This is a genomic window from Klebsiella sp. SWET4 (assembly GCF_024296565.1).
Taxonomy (GTDB): Bacteria; Pseudomonadota; Gammaproteobacteria; order Enterobacterales; family Enterobacteriaceae; genus Klebsiella; species Klebsiella variicola.
Genome location: NZ_JANCOB010000009.1, coordinates 258,343 through 275,922, shown reverse-complemented (window position 1 = coordinate 275,922; position 17,580 = coordinate 258,343). Strand labels below are relative to the sequence as shown.

The 17,580-nt window shown below is 57.3% G+C and carries 9 protein-coding genes, 1 tRNA gene and 1 pseudogene; 5 read left to right on the top strand and 6 right to left on the bottom strand.

Translation table 11 applies throughout. The features are described 5' to 3' along the window. From NKJ21_RS20435 to NKJ21_RS20415, 5 genes and pseudogenes are all read right to left on the bottom strand, one after another. A pseudogene (locus NKJ21_RS20435) lies at positions 1-1,205 on the bottom strand (hemagglutinin repeat-containing protein); the annotation flags it as partial. Positions 1,206-1,227: 22 nt separating this feature from the next. Continuing rightward, the gene (locus tag NKJ21_RS20430; RefSeq protein ID WP_071787499.1) at positions 1,228-1,584 is read right to left on the bottom strand and encodes a hypothetical protein; all 357 of its coding nucleotides are present in this window, start codon (positions 1,582-1,584) and stop codon (positions 1,228-1,230) included. Positions 1,585-1,591: 7 nt separating this feature from the next. Further along, the gene (locus tag NKJ21_RS20425; protein WP_239270566.1) at positions 1,592-10,777 is read right to left on the bottom strand and encodes a hemagglutinin repeat-containing protein; all 9,186 of its coding nucleotides are present in this window, start codon (positions 10,775-10,777) and stop codon (positions 1,592-1,594) included. Between the two features lie 12 nt (positions 10,778-10,789). Next, complete coding sequence (locus NKJ21_RS20420) at positions 10,790-12,451, bottom strand: ShlB/FhaC/HecB family hemolysin secretion/activation protein (RefSeq protein WP_239270565.1); 1,662 nt, start codon at positions 12,449-12,451, stop codon at positions 10,790-10,792. Positions 12,452-12,738: 287 nt separating this feature from the next. Next, positions 12,739-12,815: transfer RNA gene (locus tag NKJ21_RS20415), tRNA-Arg, on the bottom strand. Between the two features lie 339 nt (positions 12,816-13,154). Between NKJ21_RS20415 and folD the strand changes: the two genes are divergently transcribed. Continuing rightward, positions 13,155-14,021, top strand: coding sequence for a bifunctional methylenetetrahydrofolate dehydrogenase/methenyltetrahydrofolate cyclohydrolase FolD (gene folD / locus NKJ21_RS20410; RefSeq protein ID WP_004143017.1), 867 nt, complete (start codon positions 13,155-13,157; stop codon positions 14,019-14,021). A gap of 1 nt (position 14,022) precedes the next feature. After that, positions 14,023-14,235, top strand: a complete 213-nt coding sequence (gene ybcJ / locus NKJ21_RS20405) for a ribosome-associated protein YbcJ (protein ID WP_004143016.1) — start codon at positions 14,023-14,025, stop codon at positions 14,233-14,235. 45 nt (positions 14,236-14,280) lie between these two features. Here the strand turns inward: ybcJ and cysS are convergent, their stop codons facing one another. Further along, positions 14,281-15,666 carry a cysteine--tRNA ligase gene (gene cysS, locus NKJ21_RS20400; protein ID WP_023297148.1) on the bottom strand — a complete coding sequence of 462 codons (1,386 nt, stop codon included), beginning with the start codon at positions 15,664-15,666 and terminating at the stop codon, positions 14,281-14,283. Positions 15,667-15,841: 175 nt separating this feature from the next. Here cysS and ppiB point away from each other — a divergent pair, with 175 nt between their 5' ends. The 3 genes from ppiB (at position 15,842) to NKJ21_RS20385 (ending at position 17,508) form a co-directional block, all read left to right on the top strand. Next, positions 15,842-16,336 (top strand): peptidylprolyl isomerase B, encoded by a 495-nt coding sequence (ppiB, locus tag NKJ21_RS20395; RefSeq protein WP_008805471.1) that lies wholly within the window; start codon positions 15,842-15,844, stop codon positions 16,334-16,336. Positions 16,337-16,339: 3 nt separating this feature from the next. Then, complete coding sequence (gene lpxH, locus NKJ21_RS20390) at positions 16,340-17,062, top strand: UDP-2,3-diacylglucosamine diphosphatase (RefSeq protein WP_032729472.1); 723 nt, start codon at positions 16,340-16,342, stop codon at positions 17,060-17,062. A gap of 107 nt (positions 17,063-17,169) precedes the next feature. Then, on the top strand, positions 17,170-17,508 hold the full coding sequence (locus tag NKJ21_RS20385; protein ID WP_063266830.1) for a hypothetical protein: 339 nt from the start codon (positions 17,170-17,172) through the stop codon (positions 17,506-17,508). Positions 17,509-17,580: the final 72 nt, after the last annotated feature.

The following is a 17,580-nucleotide window of genomic DNA, read 5'->3' as shown; positions in this document are numbered from 1 at the left end:
TATCGCTGCCCGTGCCGTATTTCGCCTGTTCATCTTTGTACGTCTGCGTCTCTTTCAGCTGCTCCGCTGACATTGCCGGATGAACCTTGCGCGCCGCTTCCAGCGCGTTTATTTGCCCCTGCGTGCGCGCAATATCTGCCGCCTGGCGGCCAATCTCCCCTGTCAGCTGCACTTCCTGCAGGCGCCGCTGCTCCTTCTCCTTGTCAAATATCGGCCCGATACTGCCGCTGGCGTGTTCCGTGTCGCGACTCAGGTCAGCCACATCCTGCTTCTGATTCTCCCTGTCACGGATGGTGATAGTCCCCTCGGATACCGCCGACTGCGTCGTACCTTCCGCATGACCGCTGTTGCCGCCACCCGCCAGCAGGGCGCTGGTCATGTTCCCGGCGAACTGAGAGCCAATGCTGCCCCCGGTGCTGATACCCGCTCCCTGGTGCTGCGTCTTATAATCCGCCTGGTTGTGGATATCGCTGAAACCCAGCGTGCCGGTATTGAGGCTGTTCGGCAGCGATAACCACGTTACCGCCCTTAGATCCGACGGTGCTGAAGCTCTGGCTTTGCGTGGTGCCCGCCTCGTGTAAATCGTGGGTAGTTTTGCTGCTGCCGATACTGAATCCGATGCCGCCGGTACCCATCAGGCCGGATTTTTTCTCTTCCTTAAAGCGCCTGGAGGTATCCGTGTTGGTCGCGGCCACGATATCGACGTTATTACCTGCGTCAAGCGCCACGCTATTATCGCCCACTACGGAGGAGCCTTTCACCAGCAGGTTGTTGCCCGCCTGCACGGTGACGCTGTCGCCGGAAAGCAAGGTACCTGCTTCACGGGTCGCACTGTCTTCCTCTATGGTGTGAGTCGTTTTCTTGCTAAGGAACCCTTTTTTGGTCTTTGTCTCTTCCTTGTAGTGGTAATCGCTTTCTGTCGCCGTGGCCAGGTTCACATCGCGGCCTGCCCCCACGCCGATATCCCCGCTGGTGGTCACCTGCACCGCTTCGGTGTTGACGTCGCGTCCGGCGACGATAGTGGTGTTGCCGGAGCTGGCGATTTCGGTCCCCTGCTGGCGCACGGATTCATCGATAACGGTTTTCTTTTTCGAGTGTGAGCTGCTGCCAGTCACGGACTCTTGCGCCAGCAGATTAACGTCGCGCCCGGCCTGGATCCCGACATTCCCTTCCGCCACGATGCCTGCCGCCTGGCTGGTCACATCCGCCAGATGATCAGGATGTTACTTAACAAGCGATCACGGGATAATCCCCATGACTAGTTGTAATTACGTAAGATTCAAATCCATTTTTCTCAGGAATAATTCGAATACAACATTCCCTGCTAAAACATAATTTTAACACCTCACCATCAAGCATAGAACATGAATAAACCTTTTGATTAAGCATGGGGAAAAGAAGAACGCTTGTTGTGAGGTCCTCTCCATGTCCATTTTGGTAATGTTTTTCCCCCCCGCACTGGAACGGACATTGAATCAAAATTCTTCCCCCTGAGGAAAATAACAAAACTAAAGATCCAACCCCCACAATAACTCCAGTAAATATCGACGTTTCAAACTCTCTAAGCTCATCGATTGTAACCATTCGTAGCTTACCTTTTTGGTGGCATAGTATCTGTTGGTAGCGGTACATGCGTCTCTCCACGAGTTCCTGTACCGCCTGTAGCCGGATTTATTGGTTGTCCATTTTTGACAGATATCCAGTAACCGTTCTCGAGACCAGGTACAGGAGTTGAGCCAGATGGCATTACCCTTATGTAGGTACTTCCGGGACTACCAGGATCTGTATTTGGCGGATAGTAAATTGTACTTCCTGGTGTTCGCCCTGGCTTACTTACCCACCCCTGTGGAATAACAGGCCCTTGAGCAGAATTAGTAAATGGTTGCAATTTAGATGGAACCTTCGGAGTACCTTTACCAATCCCACCACCGCCTTTTAGCGGATCGCCGTCTGCACCTTCAATTCCAATCTTCAGCATCGGGTTGATGTCGAAGATTTTATCCTTACTCAGCGAGTTATTCTCAACCGCGTTCTTCCCGCCCTGCGCGCCCGCCACGGCTGACGCCGTACTGTCCCCGGCCAGACCGCCTGCCATTCCCGCTGAAATAGTGGCCAGCGTACTGACCATCTGCTTCTGTGCTTCCGTCAGTGTGGACAAATCCGTCACATCCGGGTACAGCATGCCCGCTATTGCCTTCGCGGCCAGTTCACCTGCTGCCGCGCCCGCTGCGCCCGCCGCCGCACTGTTGCCCTGCAATGCCGCCACCGCACCGCCCAGGATGGCGTGCGCCACCACCGCGGCACCGTCACTCAGCCCTGAACCGTGACCGATAAGATTCGCCAGCTCCGGCGCCGATGCCCCTGCCAGCGCCCCGGCGATATCACCGCCCGCCAGTCCCTGCAGCGCTGCAGTCGCTGCCTGGATACCCCGCTGCAGGTCACTGCCGGTTCCGTATGCAGCCATCGCGGTACGACCCGCCTGGTCCGCAATCTGTTCTGCCGTCGGACTACTGTTACCCTCTGCCTTCAGCTTCGCTTCCGCCGCCGTCAGGGCTGCAGGGTCTTTTATCGCCTTCTGTTTTGCTATCTCGCCCTGCGTACGCGCAATATCTGCCGCCTGGCTGCCAATCTCCCCTGTCAGCTGCACTTCCTGCAGGCGTCGCTGCTCCTTCTCCTTGTCAAATATCGGCCCGATACTGCCGCTGGCGTGTTCCGTGTCGCGACTCAGGTCAGCCACATCCTGCTTCTGATTCTCCCTGTCACGGATGGTGATAGTCCCCTCGGATACCGCCGACTGCGTCGTGCCTTCCGCATGACCGCTGTTGCCGCCACCCGCCAGCAGGGCGCTGGTCATGTTCCCGGCGAACTGAGAGCCAATGCTGCCCCCGGTGCTGATACCGCCGCCCTGATGCTGCGTCTTATAATCCGCCTGGTTGTGGATATCACTGAAGCCCAGCGTGTCGGTATCGAGGCTGTTTTTATCTGCGCTTCCTGTGGAAGCAATCACCCCGCCATTCAGCTGCGTGTGGCTGCCCACAGTGACATCAAAGCCACCCTGACCGGCAAATATCCCGCTCTGCTCCTGTACCGAGGACCAGTCACTGGTCATTTTGTCACGACTGGCATTCAGGCTTCCTGACCACGACCCGGCGCCGAAGGTGTAACCCAGGCCACCGCTGAGGCTGCTCTGTGTGCTGTCGTAATGGTCGCTGTCCCGCAGGCTGGTTATCGTCAGGTCGCGGCCGACATCAGCCGTCACCTGGTGACCGCTGACCTGCGCGCCGGCCAGCGTGGTATCCCGTCCGCTACTGATGATGACCTGATGACCGGCATCCACCGTGGTTTCATTCTGCCAGGTGCCGTTGCCGCTCTCATGCCCTTTGCTGCTGCTGGCGTTTGCCGAGATGCTGACGCCGGCTCCGCCGGAGCCCACCCCCACGCCGACGCCAATACTGCCGCCGCTGCTTTTGTTGCTGCCGGTAGTCTGCTGTGTGTCCTGTGATGCTGTCAGGTTCACATCCCTGAACGCCTCCAGCGTGACATCCTTACCGGCTTTCATCTGGCCGCCCGCGACCGTGATGTCGCCGCCCGTTGCCGTAACAGCGAGGTTATTTCCGGCATTCAGGGTGCTGCCGCTGGTCATCACCTGCTCCGAATGTGACCGGGAGGAAGAGGACTGCGAACCCAGCGACGCGCTGATACCAATCGTATTGTTATTGTCCTTATCGCTGCCGCCTCTGGCCCCATCCAGCGCGACGGCCTGGGCGGCCTGGACACCGGAAAGCGCCGCTTTTGTTCCCTGAAGCGCACTCAGGCGGCCATCACTGACCTCTTTCGCCTTCTGCGCGGCGGAAACCGTATTGTTCACCGCACCGCCTGCGCTGCCTGACAGGGCCACCGTCAGCCCGCTGGATTTCTGCTCAAACTTCTCGTCGACCGTCCGGGTGTCGTGCCCGGGGTCAATCACCACGCTGTCGCCGGTGATGCGGATATCCCGGCCCGCAACCACATCTGAACCACCGATATGCGCCTGCTTACCGGCAGAAATCACCACGCTACCGCCCGTACTTCCCGTCGTGGAAGCACTCTGGCTCTGGGTGGTGCCCGCTTCACGCAGCTCGTGCGTGGTTTTACTGCTGCCTATGGAGAACCCGATCCCCCCGGTTCCCGTCAGGCCGGATTTTTTCTCTTCTTTAAATCGCCAGGCGGTATCGGTATTGGTCGCCGCCGTGATATCGACATTATTACCTGCGTGGAGCTGAACATCACCCTCACCCACCACCGCCGAGCCCTGCAGCAGAAGATTATTCTCTGCCAGCACCTGAACCTGATCTCCGCTTAACAGCGTACCGGCTTCACGGGTGGCGCTCTCCTCTTCGATGGTATGCGTGGTTTTCTTACTCAGGAACCCCTTTTTGGTCTTCGTCTCTTCCTTGTAGTGGTAATCACTTTCCGTCGCCGTGGTCAGGTTCACATCGCGGCCCGCCGCCAGGCCGATATTCCCGCTGGCAGTCACCTGCGCCGCTTCGGCGTTGACGTCGCGTCCAGCAATAATCGTAGTGCTGCCGCCGCTGGCAATGTCGGTACCCTGCTGGCGCACGGATTCATCGATAACGGTTTTCTTACTGCTGTAATTGCTACTGCCTGCGGTGGTGGCTTCCGCCTGCAGGTTCACATCGCGTCCGGCCTGAATACCGACATTCCCTTCCGCTGCGATGCCCGCCGCCTGGCTGGTCACATCCCGCCCGGCTACCAGCGTTACCTTGTCGCCTGCGGTCACCGTGCTGCGCTCTGCGCCGCTCTGATGGCTTTCGCTGCCACCCTGGCGGCTGCTCTGTTCGTTACCCGCCGCGTTCAGGTTCAGGTCATTGGCCGCCACCAGCTGCGCGGTGTGACCCGCATTGATGGCGCTGGCCGTCACGTTCAGATCGCTACCCGCCCGCATTATCGCGTTACCGCCCGCCGTAATGCTGCTGCCCTGATACGTTGTGGATGATGAACGACTGTTTTTCTGGCCCCAGAAGCCAGACTGGCTGCGACTCTCGGTGAACTGGTTGGCGGCAATATTGATGTTGCTCCCGGCTTCCATCACCAGATCGCCGCCGGCGCTCACCGTCGCTCCGGTTATGTTGATCGTGTTCGCCGCGGCCATATACAGGCCGTCGCTGGCAGTAATGGCAGCCGTTTGCTCGCTATCGGTACCGCTGAACTGGATATTGCCCCAGCGGCTGTCATCGCCAACACGCCACTGCTCAGTGCGGGTGACGTTATTGATGCTACCGCCGGTGCTTACCAGCTGCAGCGTTTTCGCCGATATCGTCGAACCAATGTTATTGATATCGCCCGACGCGCTCAGGTCAAGACGGCCATCCGCGCGGATAAGTCCGGCGTTAAGGTTGCTGAAGCTATTACTGCTGTCAATGGCAAGGCCGTCTCGCGCCAGCAACGTACTGCCGCTGTTGCTGATATTGCCCCCTGCCAGTTGCACGGTATTGCCGCTGATTACGCTACCGTTCCGGACGCTAACGTCCTTCGGCGACAGGTAAACTTTCGGCACCATCACGGTCCGACCATTAAGCGTTGCGTGCTCCCACCACAGAATGCTGCGATTGAGCGCCGCCACCTGTGCGGCGGTGAGCGCCACGCCAAACGTCAGGCCAAGCGAGGTCTGCACGTCGGCCGCGTTGTCCATCAGATAACGCATCTGATCGAGATCAGAGCCGAGGCCATCAAGATAGCGTGACCCGGTCTGGTTCAGCACCACGTTGCTGACATACCGAGTATCAAACGCCGCATCGCCCAGAAAACGATAATCGCTGTCAGGGTTAAGCCCCAGGCGATCCAGCATATATGACGAGCCAAGAAACGAGTCGCCATCGGTGTACTGGCTGCCCGTCTCGCGTGGCGCGCTGCCTGGATTCATGCCAGCCAGCTTATACAGATCGCCAAACAGCGACGGATCGAGCTGGCCCAGGCCATTGAGCTTCGGATTGACCGTGATCAGATATGGGCTGTCCGGATCGTCGGACGTGACAAAATAGCCGTTGATGCCGGACGGCAGTGGATAGTTATCGCCCAGTGGTTCCTGAACGAGCGCCGTACCGTTGCCGATGGTCTGGCTGCCGCTACCGGTTGTGTCGTTCCAGTCCGGACGGGTGATGGCGGTGGTATCTGCCCCGGCGAGGGACTGCAGACTCTCACTGTCGTCAGTGAGTTGCGCTGAAGGTGTGTTCAGGTCAGGCGCGACAAGCGTGTTGCTTATTTTATCCGCATTAGCGATGCTGTTGGTGTTGCTGATGTCGCTGGCGAAACTGGCGCTGACGTTGCCGCCAGCCTGGATCACCGAACGGTAAATTTCTCCCTGTTCGGCCGTGGATTCATGCCCGGCCAGGGTAAAACCAATGGTAGAGCGTTCGGGCTGCGCATCCTCATAGTTATTGTCATCCGTGGGATAAGGCGCCCCCGGCGCAACGGCGTAGCCGGCGCCCTTGCCAAAGCCAATGTTGTAGCCATAGCGGTGCGGGTCGTACTGATAGATATACCAGTCAGTGACGGTACCGGCCTGCCAGCTCTGATTGTTGAGCATATTTCCCGTTAACGCGATATCGCTATTTGCCAGAATATGGCTGGCAACGTTCTCCAGCGTGCTGGCGCTAATATGTAGATTTTTCCCCGCGGCAAGGCGTGCTGCCCCGCCCCGGCTGGTGACCTCCGTCCGCGTCTGGCTGCCGATAAACTTCTGCTGTGCTGATTCGGCGTACATTGCATAATAGAGCTGGTTCCAGTTGTGATAGCTGCAGGCGCCATGACCGTTACATGCCCCTGACTCGCTTGACGCCAAATAGCTGCTCAGGCCGTACGTCCCGTCAGCCAGCTGGCTGATATCGACATCGATTATCGCCTCTCCGAGACCCGGAATGGCCTGCTCGCCGCTATTCTGCGAGATCTTCACCTCCAGCCCATCACGCTGATTGAGCAAGTACCCGGTGCTGATGGTCATGTCACCCTGCGTGGTTTCAATCGTTCCAGAGGTGTTAATCACTTCAGTATTGGCATCACCGCTGGCGTTTTTTTGCATCACCAGGTCATTACCCGCCAGTATGTCGCCGTGCAGGTTATGAATGCGGTTGGCAAACAGCGAGAGATTATGGCCCGCATACAGCAAGGCGGTGTTGAGGATCGTTCCGGTGGCCGTTAACACCAGGTTTCCCGCCGTACCGGTAAAGCCATCAAGCGTGATATGGCCAAGGCTGGTCAGGCTCACGTCCCCACCCGCCTGCAGGGAACCTTCCCCATTCATCGCAATCTGTTGCCCGGTCAATGCCGTATTGCCGTTGCCAGCTACCAGTTGACCGTTATTGATGAGCTGCCCGGCGGCGGTCAGCGTTACGCCATTGCCCTGTAAGGCGCCAGCGTTGGTGATATCGCTCTGGCTGCTGATGACAAGCTGTTTGTTTGCGGCCACAGTTCCCTGAGCGATCCAGCTGTTGACCAGCGCCAGCGTCAGATTACCCAGGGCGACTATCTGACCCGCACCGCTGAGGGAGGCGACGTTCGCCAGAAGATCGCCGCCGCTGAAGAGTTTGCCCGCGTCGTTGTTTACGCTGTCGCTGTAAAGCAACAGGTTCTGCTTGCCGAACAAGGTGCCGCTGTTGGCCAGTGTCCGGGTGTCGACACTTAACTGTGCGGCCTGAACGGTGCCGCTGTTTAATAGCGTGCTCCCCGTCAGCGTGGCCTGATTTGCCGCCAGCATCGTGCCTGCGTTGGCGATCTTCGCCGCGTCCAGAAGGAGATGGGTTGCCTGCAGCCAGCCGCTGCCGCTGTAGTCTGGAGTGGAAAGCGTCAGGTCTCCGCCAGAGACAATGTTGCCGGCATTGCGGGCATATAAGGTACTGTTGAGGCTGGTTGCGCCATGGCTTTGGATCGTGCCGTGATTGCTGAGCGCAGACGCCGTCAGCGTCAGCTCCCCCTGACTGAGGATGGCCCCGTTGGCCTGGTTGTTGAGCGCTTTTATCAAGTTCAGCGTCAGATTATTGTCACCCTGCAGGCGTCCGCTGTTGCTGAGCGAAGCCACGCTAATCTGCGTATTCGCCCCCTGCAACTGACCGCTGTTGTTCAGGTCTTGCGCATGGAGGACAAGCGATCCCCCGGTCAGCAATTTGCCCTGCTGCTGCAGATCGCCATTCAGCAATACGTCGAGATGGCTTACCCCGCTAATCTCTCCGCTGTTGATCAGCGAGTCGCCTTTCATCGTCAGCGTGCTGGCGCTCACCAGCCCCTCATTGCTGAGCGCGTGGCCGCTGATATGGACATCCCTCAGGGCAGTCATTTTACTGCCGTTAATCGCCTGCAGATCGCCGCTGAGCGTTAACGCCAGATCGACCGCGCTCTGGATCGCGCCGCTATTACTGAGGTCCGCGCCCTCAATAACGATGGTTTTCCCCTGCACCCGCCCGTGGTTAGCGATATCGCCAGCGGAGAGTGTCAGGTCGCCCTGGCTTAGCAGATCGCCGCGGTTATCCACGGTTCCGTTGCTGCTAAGCGTGAGCGCATCAAGCCCGATAACGGTCCCTTGATTGTCGATCGTCTCCTGCGTCAGTGCGATCCGGTTTGCCTGCAGCGAACCATTGTTGTTGAACAGGGCACCCGTTAACGACATATCGCCGGCGGCAAGGAGCTTGCCGCTGTTTGTCAGGGAGGGGGTTCGAAGGATGAAATCTCGCTGGCTCATGATGTCGCCATCATTGAGCAATGCGCCGCTGACGGTGGCATACAGATTGCCTGTCGCCAGGAGAGAACCGCTTTGCCGCCAGTCCTGAGTATTAATACGCAGTTGCTGCCCTTGTATGGCGCCTGCGGCGTTTAGCGTCGTCGCGGTGAGCGACATATCCCCTGCGGTCAGCCAACGTCCTGTGGCCCCCTGAGCCAGCGAATCGCCGGTGAGCGTGAGTGCCTGATTACCCTGAAGCAGACCGTCATCGGATAAAGTGACGGTTTTAACCGTTAACGTATCGGCGATGATGGCACCTGGATTGATCAGGGTCGTGCTGGCCAGGGTGAGCGCGTGGTCGCTGGTGATAAGCCCGCGATTGCGGATATCCGGGATAGCGAGCGTCAGATTTGCCGCGCTATAGAGCGTACCGTCCTGCTGGTTATTCAACGTTTGGCTGGTAACAGAAAGTTGAGCCTCGCCCTGTAGCAAGCCATTGTTGGTCAGAGACTGCGATTGCGTGGTCAGCCTGGAGGCGATGGCCACACCGCTATTGCTGAGTTGCGGGGCTTGCAATGACAGGGTATCAGCACTGCTTTTACCACTGTGGGTCAGTTTTTCGCTGGCGCGCACGGTGAGAGCGGATTTCGCCGCCTGAGTCCCTTTTAAATCAGCCTGTTTCGCCGCAATATGCAGGTGTTTTCCCTGGATTTGCGATGCCGCGCTGGTGGCGATTGTCTCCCCCGATACCGCGATATCGCCGGTGGCGTTTATCGCGCCATTCAACGTCTGGCGGGCGGCATCAAGGGAGATAGCGTTGCCAGCGATCAGGGCGCCATGATGGGCCAGCGTCTTCGCGGTCACCGAAAGATCGTCAGTGGCCGTCATTCTTCCCTCATTCGTCACGCTGTCGCCGGCCCGCAGCGCGATCTGGCGACCCGCATCGATTTGACTGTCGCTATCCTGGCGGATGCCGCTGGCCGTCAATGAGACATCCCGTCCGGCGGCCAGTTTTTCACTGCTTTGCGTGATTGAACCGCCCGCAGTCAGCCGCAGATCGGTATCGCTGGTCAGGGACCCATTGTTCAATACCAGATCGCTCTGACTATGCAATGTGATTGCGCCCCCGGCCTTGTGATCGCCGGTGAGCGTAATATGCTGGCCGCGAGCGGCGATCCCGCCGCTGGCCAATGAGTGACGCAAAGCAAGCCTGCCATTCGCTTCAAGGGTGATATCGCCCTGACGCGCGTTCAGGTCGCCGAGGTTCACCCCCACGCCGTTTTCGCTCGACACCAGACGAATACGATTGGCGTACATACCGCCCAGCGCCCCGGTATCCACCGCCAGCGTCGGGGCCTGACCTTCTCCGCTCATCGGGGTGACAGTGCCATGGCTATCCACCCGGTTGGCTCCGGCAATCACCGATAAGTCCCGGGCATGAACCGCCGCATTCACTTCCGTCGCTCGGGAGATAATCGACAACGCATCGCTGCCGCTGGCGTCAATGCCTTTGCCTTCAATGGAGATGGTTCCCTTCGCGACCTCCAGCGCCTGCAAATTTCCCGCCGCATCAAACACGGGTTTGCCAGTGGTCAAGGTTGCCTGGGGAGTGTTAATAAAGCCACAGCCGTTACAGGTGATGCCATAGGGGTTGGCGACCATCACGTTCGCCGCCTTGCCTGCGACTTCGGTGTACCCGTTCAACTGCGATCGATGACCACCGGTCACTTCGTTAATGATGCCCTTCGCTTCCCTGCCGGCCTGCAGATTCGGGTTGTTCTGGATCAGGCCACCGAGCTGGGTCTGATTCAGCTTCCCGGTCGCATTGTTGAGGATTAAACCCTCCTGGCCAACGTGGTAATCCTTAAACTGGTTATGCGAGATCCCGCTGCCGTTCGGGGTGGCAATATTAACGACCGGCACACCATTTGCGGCACTATCCACACCGGTGGCGCCCTCAGGATTGATCGCTGCGCCAATGGCGGGCAGGAGCGGCTGCCCGACCAGCAGGAGGCTAATCACGTAACTTAGCAGACGCGATGACAGGCGAATGGGAGGCTGATGCATGACGATAATCCTTTAAAATGCCACGGCAACGCGGTAGTAGATATTGAGGCGATCGGGACCAAGCCAGTCCGGATACGCCAGCGGACCAGCCACGGTAAAAGAGGTGGATAACCAGCGATTCGTCGTGGTGAACCCTACCGCTGCGCCCCACAAGGTTCCGGCGGCCCGGGGATCGAGTCGGTCAGCATGCAACCAGCCGCCATCCAGTGCGGCCAGAGCGCCGACCTGCCCAATGGCGGGGAGCGTAAAAAGCGCGTAGTTCAGTTCATTACGCCAGTAACCGCCGTTGTCCCCTGAAATATACTGTTCTTTAAAACCACGTACTGAGCTTTCCCCGCCTAAGGTCAGGCGCTCGCTGCCATATAAGCGGTCCGGAGACCACTGGCCGTAAAGGCTGCTAAGCCACCAGAGATCGTTGAGCAACGGGCGCTGAAAGCTGGCGCTCAGACTCCATTTTCTGAATTCCGCTTTTGGCAAATCGCCCGGTTTATTACCGTCACTTTCGGCACCAAACCACGGCATTCCGCGGGAAAACGTGGGGTTGAAGGTGGCAATCCCGACAAACACTTTTTGCGTGTGGTTGAGGCCAAACAGCAGTGTCGTCAACTTACGGCTACTGCTCTGCAGCAAAACATCGTCGAGATAATTGTGGTTGGTCCGATAACTCAGTCCGGCGGAGAGGCCCGTTTTCAGGTCGCCGTTGCGAAAGAGAACCTGTGAGAAGTTTAGCCGGTGGGTTTCGGTGTCACCGCTGGAACGCCAGATCCAGCCGTGGTTATCGAGTGTACTCAGGTAATTATTCCAGCTGTAGCTGTAGTCAAACAGCGTATAACCGTAAGGAATGCTGACCCCTGCGGCAACATTTTGCGCATCTTTGGCATTCGAAAACGCGCTGCTGCGCCCGCCGCTGACAAACCAGCGATCGGCCAGCCCTAAAAGATTGTTGCCTGTTAAACCCGCGTTGATTTGTCCGCTACCTGTACTCTTCTGGCCGCTGTTGTCGACGCTCATCGACAACAAAAGTGGGCGCTCCGCTGTCGCCGTCAGGTTAACGATGGAGCCGCCAGGTTTTTCGCCCGGCTGGATTTCAATTTGCACAGGCGTCGCGCGCGTGCGGTTAATCTGCTCCATCCCCTGTTCGATATCACGCAGGTTAAGAATATGGCCTTCCAGCCCTGGAAACGCCATTGTTAACTCACGTTTAGCCGCCCCTTCCATGGTGATTTTTTCGAGCTTTCCTTCAAGAATAGTCAGATGTAATACCCCGGAACGTAAATCCTGCTCGGTCAGAAAAGCGCGGCTGGTAATATATCCCCGACTGATATACCAGTCGGAAATAATATTTACGAGTTTAGTAATACGCGCAATATCCATGCACTGCCCAAGCCAGGGCTGGACTATTTTTTGCTGCTGACGCGGATCAATAAGCGTCGCGCCATCTAACGCGATGCGATGGATAGAAAAACAGGGACCATCAGAGGCTTCAGCCTGCGCAGGCATCGCCGCGTGAAGGCTGGGCGTGGCGCGCTCCAGCGATTCACGTTGCTGCTGGTTCTGACGCAGTAATTGTTGCTGCTGTTGCTCAATGCTGTCGCGATCGGCTGGCGATAAAAAAGCGGCGTGGGTGGTCAGACTCAGCGTCATTAGTCCCAGAGCCAAATACAGAGATTTCATCCGTGTTCTCGTTATTACTTAACGTGCAGTGCAAAAACATATTCCATTATATGTTGCGCGGATTTAAGCATGAAACTTACGGTATGTGAACATGAAATAATGAATGAGGATCGTTTTTAGGATAATGACTTTTGCGCAGAAAAATAGACGGCAGAGGAAAAATAACGAATGTATTAACACGTATTTGAAATATGTTTTTCAACCGCAATAGCACAGCCAGGTTACAGGATAGGGAAAATGGTGTCCGGTACGAAAAAGCAGCAAGAGGATAAGAAGCTGATATTGAATGGCACGCCCTACAGGATTCGAACCTGTGACCTACGGCTTAGAAGGCCGTTGCTCTATCCAGCTGAGCTAAGGGCGCCCTGAGAAGCGAGTGCTTCGCGGAGTGAAACGCCTGGAATTATACGGTCCACGTCCGTTGAGTCAATCCATTTTGCCAGGAAACTGCGGGGCTTATACGATGCTGGCGAAATATCCCTCAGCAACTGTACAAGAAGCATACCACCGGAGCTCATGCGCGCGAAAATTCACTTAGTGGCCAGGCGCAACACACCAATGACCCTGGACTTAACAGGGTCAAAACAGGCTAAATTCACCGCATACAGGATAAAACAGCAAACGAGGACTGACAGCGAGGCCCGCTTCTGACAAAATATCCTCATCCCCCTTTCGTAAAGATACAGATGGAATCCTCTCTCTGATGGCAGCAAAAATTATTGACGGTAAAACGATTGCGCAGCAGGTACGCTCTGAGGTTGCGGAAAAAGTGAAGGCTCGCGTTGCGGCCGGAAAACGCGCCCCTGGGCTGGCCGTCGTGCTGGTCGGTAGCAACCCGGCCTCGCAGATTTATGTCGGCAGCAAGCGCAAAGCATGTGAAGAAGTGGGCTTCGTCTCCCGCTCTTACGATCTCCCGGAAACCACCAGCGAAGCCGAGCTGCTGGAGCTTATCGACACCCTGAATGCCGATAAGACCATCGACGGTATTCTGGTTCAGCTGCCCCTGCCGGCAGGGATCGACAACGTCAAAGTGCTCGAGCGCATCGCGCCGGATAAAGACGTCGACGGCTTCCATCCCTACAACGTTGGCCGCCTGTGCCAGCGGGCGCCGCGCCTGCGTCCGTGCACTCCGCGCGGTATCGTGACCTTGCTGGAACGCTACAATATCGACACCTACGGCCTCAATGCGGTGGTCATTGGCGCGTCCAATATCGTCGGTCGCCCGATGAGCATGGAGCTGCTGCTGGCCGGCTGCACCACCACCGTGACCCACCGCTTTACCAAAAACCTGCGCCATCACGTCGAAAACGCCGACCTGCTGATCGTTGCAGTAGGTAAACCGGGCTTTATTCCTGGCGAGTGGATTAAAGAAGGGGCGATTGTGGTCGATGTCGGCATTAACCGTCTGGAAAGCGGCAAAGTGGTCGGCGACGTGGTGTATGAAGACGCCGCCGAACGCGCATCCTACATCACCCCGGTTCCCGGCGGCGTTGGCCCGATGACCGTCGCCACCCTGATTCAGAACACGCTGCAGGCGTGCGAAGAGTATCACGACGTTGAGGAGGCCTGAGATGGCGACATTTTCCTTAGGTAAACACCCGCACGTTGAGCTGTGCGATCTGCTGAAGCTGGAAGGCTGGAGCGAAAGCGGCGCCCAGGCGAAAATCGCTATCGCTGACGGGCTGGTGAAAGTTGACGGCGCGGTGGAAACCCGCAAACGCTGCAAAATCGTCGCCGGTCAGACGGTGAGCTTTGAAGGCCAGAGCGTCACCGTCACGGCCTGACAGCGAAAAGAAAAACGCCCGCTTTTGCGGGCGTTTTTTTATGGCTTACTTCCGGCGCCAGGTGGTGCCCTGCGGGCCATCTTCCAGCACAATGCCCATCTCGTTGAGACGGTCACGCGCCGCATCCGCCGCCGCCCAGTCTTTCGCTTTACGCGCGTCCAGACGCTGCTGGATGAGCGATTCGATCTCCGCCACTTCCGCGTCGTCAACCTGCGCGCCGCTCTGCAGGAACGCCTCCGGCTCCTGCTCCAGCAGACCCAGCACCGAGGCAAGCTTACGCAGGTGGGCCGCCATGGCGTTCGCCGCGGCCGCGTCCTCGGTTTTCAGACGGTTCACTTCACGCGCCATATCGAACAGCACCGAGTAGGCTTCCGGGGTGTTGAAGTCGTCGTCCATCGCCTCGATAAAGCGTGCTTCGAAGGCTTCGCCCCCCGCCGCGTCGACGGATTTGTCCGTCCCGCGCAGCGCGGTGTACAGACGCTCCAGCGCCGAACGCGCCTGCTTGAGGTTCTCTTCGCTGTAGTTCAGCTGGCTGCGATAGTGGCCGGACATCAGGAAGTAGCGAATCGTCTCCGCATCGTAATACTTCAGCACGTCGCGGACGGTAAAGAAGTTACCCAGCGATTTCGACATCTTCTCGCGGTCAACCATCACCATGCCGGAGTGCATCCAGTAGTTAACGTACTCGCCGTCATGGGCGCAGGTGGACTGGGCGATTTCGTTTTCATGATGCGGGAACATCAGATCCGAACCACCGCCGTGAATATCGAAGTGGTTGCCGAGCTGCTTGCAGTTCATCGCCGAGCACTCGATATGCCAGCCCGGACGACCCGCGCCCCACGGCGACGGCCAGCTTGGCTCGCCCTCTTTCGACATCTTCCACAGGACAAAGTCCATCGGATTCCGCTTGACGTCAACCACGTCGACGCGCGCCCCCGCCTGCAGCTGATCGAGATCCTGACGCGACAGCAGACCGTAGTTCGGGTCCGTCGGCACGTCAAACATCACGTCGCCGTTATCTGCTACGTAAGCATGGCCTTTAGCGATCAGCTGCTCGGTGATCTCAATGATCTCCGCGATATGGTGCGTTGCGCGCGGTTCGCTGTCGGGACGCAGAATATTCAGCGCGTCAAAATCTTTGTGCATTTCGGCAATCATGCGATCGACCAGCGCGACAAAGCTTTCGCCGTTTTCATTAGCGCGCTTAATGATTTTGTCGTCGATATCGGTGATATTGCGCACGTACTTTAGCTTATAGCCAAGAAAACGCAGATAGCGCGCCACGACGTCAAAGGAGACGAAGGTACGGCCATGGCCGATATGACAGAGATCGTAAACGGTAATACCACACACGTACATGCCGACTTCCCCGGCATGGATAGGTTTAAATTCCTCTTTCTGGCGCGTCAGTGTATTAAAAATTTTTAACATCGAAGATTCCGTGTAGACGTGTGTGGGTAATGAAGTCTCTATAATACCCATAATTCAGACCGGACGCAGCACACATTGCAAGGTGCATCGACCCCCGCGGTTATGCTATAACACCCCCCTATATCTCACCCGACATCGGGTGCTGGCACCACACTCATCGGAACAGGATGCAAAAATGGTTACTTTCCACACCAATCATGGCGATATCGTAATCAAAACGTTTGACGACAAAGCGCCGGAAACAGTTAAAAACTTCCTGGACTACTGCCGCGAAGGTTTCTACGACAACACCATTTTCCACCGTGTTATCAACGGCTTTATGATTCAGGGCGGCGGTTTCGAACCGGGCATGAAACAAAAAGAGACCAAATCTCCGATTCAGAACGAAGCGAACAACGGCCTGAAAAACACCCGTGGTACGCTGGCAATGGCCCGTACTCAGGCGCCGCACTCCGCCACCGCCCAGTTCTTCATCAACGTGGCCGATAACGACTTCCTGAACTTCTCTGGCGAAAGCCTGCAGGGTTGGGGCTACTGCGTTTTCGCCGAAGTGGTTGAAGGCATGGACGTGGTAGACAAAATCAAAGCGGTTGCCACCGGCCGCAGCGGCATGCACCAGGATGTGCCGAAAGATGATGTGATCATCAAAAGCGTCACCGTCAGCGAGTAATTCGTGGCGACACTTTTTATTGCAGATTTGCACCTGCAAACAGAAGAACCGGCGATCACCGCCGGTTTTCTGCGTTTTTTACAGGGCGAAGCCCGCCAGGCGGACGCCCTGTATATCCTTGGCGATCTGTTTGAGGCGTGGATCGGCGATGACGATCCGAACCCGCTGCACCAACAAATTGCCTCGGCAATCAAAGCCGTCGTCGACGCCGGCGTGCCGTGCTACTTCATCCACGGCAACCGCGATTTTCTCGTCGGCCAGCGCTTTGCCCGCCAGAGCGGGATGCTCCTGCTCGCCGAAGAAGAGCGACTGGACCTCTATGGCCGTGAAGTGTTGATTATGCATGGCGACACGCTGTGCACCGATGACCCAGGCTATCTGGCGTTTCGCGCCAAAGTCCACACCCCGTGGATCCAGCGTCTGTTCCTGGCCCTGCCGCTGTTTATCCGCCGCCGCATCGCCGCCCGCATGCGCGCCGACAGCAAAGCCGCCAACAGCAGTAAATCAATGGACATTATGGATGTGAATCCACAGGCGGTAGTTGATGTCATGGAAAGACATCATGTGCAGTGGCTGATCCACGGCCATACCCATCGCCCGGCGGTCCATGAACTGCAGGCCAACGGCCAACCTGCATGGCGCGTGGTACTTGGCGCCTGGCACAGCGAAGGTTCGATGGTCAAGGTGACACCGGACGACGTCGAACTGATCCACTTCCCGTTCTAGTTCCCCCGCGAGCACAATTCCGAAACCGTCTTTTGCCAGGGCAAAGGTGCGCGCTTCCCCCCGCCCGGCATGCTAGTCTTCCACAACATCACTCTCAAGGAACGAGTATGAGCAGGAAAAAGTGGAGTCAGCCGCTGATGTGGGGAACGATCATCGCGATCCTCAATCCGTTAGGGGTAAGTTATATCGCCTTAGTCGGCGTCGCTATCGGCAACACGCTGACGTTTGTCTGGTGTGCAATGCTGGCGTGGGCCATCTATTTCTATGCCATTTATTTGCTCTGTACCCGCCCCCACGATAGCCGGCTGGTACACATCTATTTACTGGTGATGGGCACCCTGATGCTCCCCTGGGGGCTAGTACTGCTCATCACCTGTATCATGAATGAGATAAAGGCCAATAAGCCGCGATCGACGTCATCACTGAACGAGACAAAAGACGGCTAACCATGCGCACGCAACCGTTTTCCTTGCTGGCAGTTCATGCTATTCTCTGTGGCCTCTAAAGCAGTGTGAAAC

Bases quoted from the DNA above. Each gene is read 5' to 3' on its own strand.
- NKJ21_RS20430 (WP_071787499.1), bottom strand. From the start codon at position 1,584: ATGGTTACAATCGATGAGCTTAGAGAGTTTGAAACGTCGATATTTACT.
- NKJ21_RS20425 (WP_239270566.1), bottom strand. From the start codon at position 10,777: ATGCATCAGCCTCCCATTCGCCTGTCATCGCGTCTGCTAAGTTACGTG.
- NKJ21_RS20420 (WP_239270565.1), bottom strand. From the start codon at position 12,451: ATGAAATCTCTGTATTTGGCTCTGGGACTAATGACGCTGAGTCTGACC.
- folD (WP_004143017.1), top strand. From the start codon at position 13,155: ATGGCAGCAAAAATTATTGACGGTAAAACGATTGCGCAGCAGGTACGC.
- ybcJ (WP_004143016.1), top strand. From the start codon at position 14,023: ATGGCGACATTTTCCTTAGGTAAACACCCGCACGTTGAGCTGTGCGAT.
- cysS (WP_023297148.1), bottom strand. From the start codon at position 15,666: ATGTTAAAAATTTTTAATACACTGACGCGCCAGAAAGAGGAATTTAAA.
- ppiB (WP_008805471.1), top strand. From the start codon at position 15,842: ATGGTTACTTTCCACACCAATCATGGCGATATCGTAATCAAAACGTTT.
- NKJ21_RS20385 (WP_063266830.1), top strand. From the start codon at position 17,170: ATGAGCAGGAAAAAGTGGAGTCAGCCGCTGATGTGGGGAACGATCATC.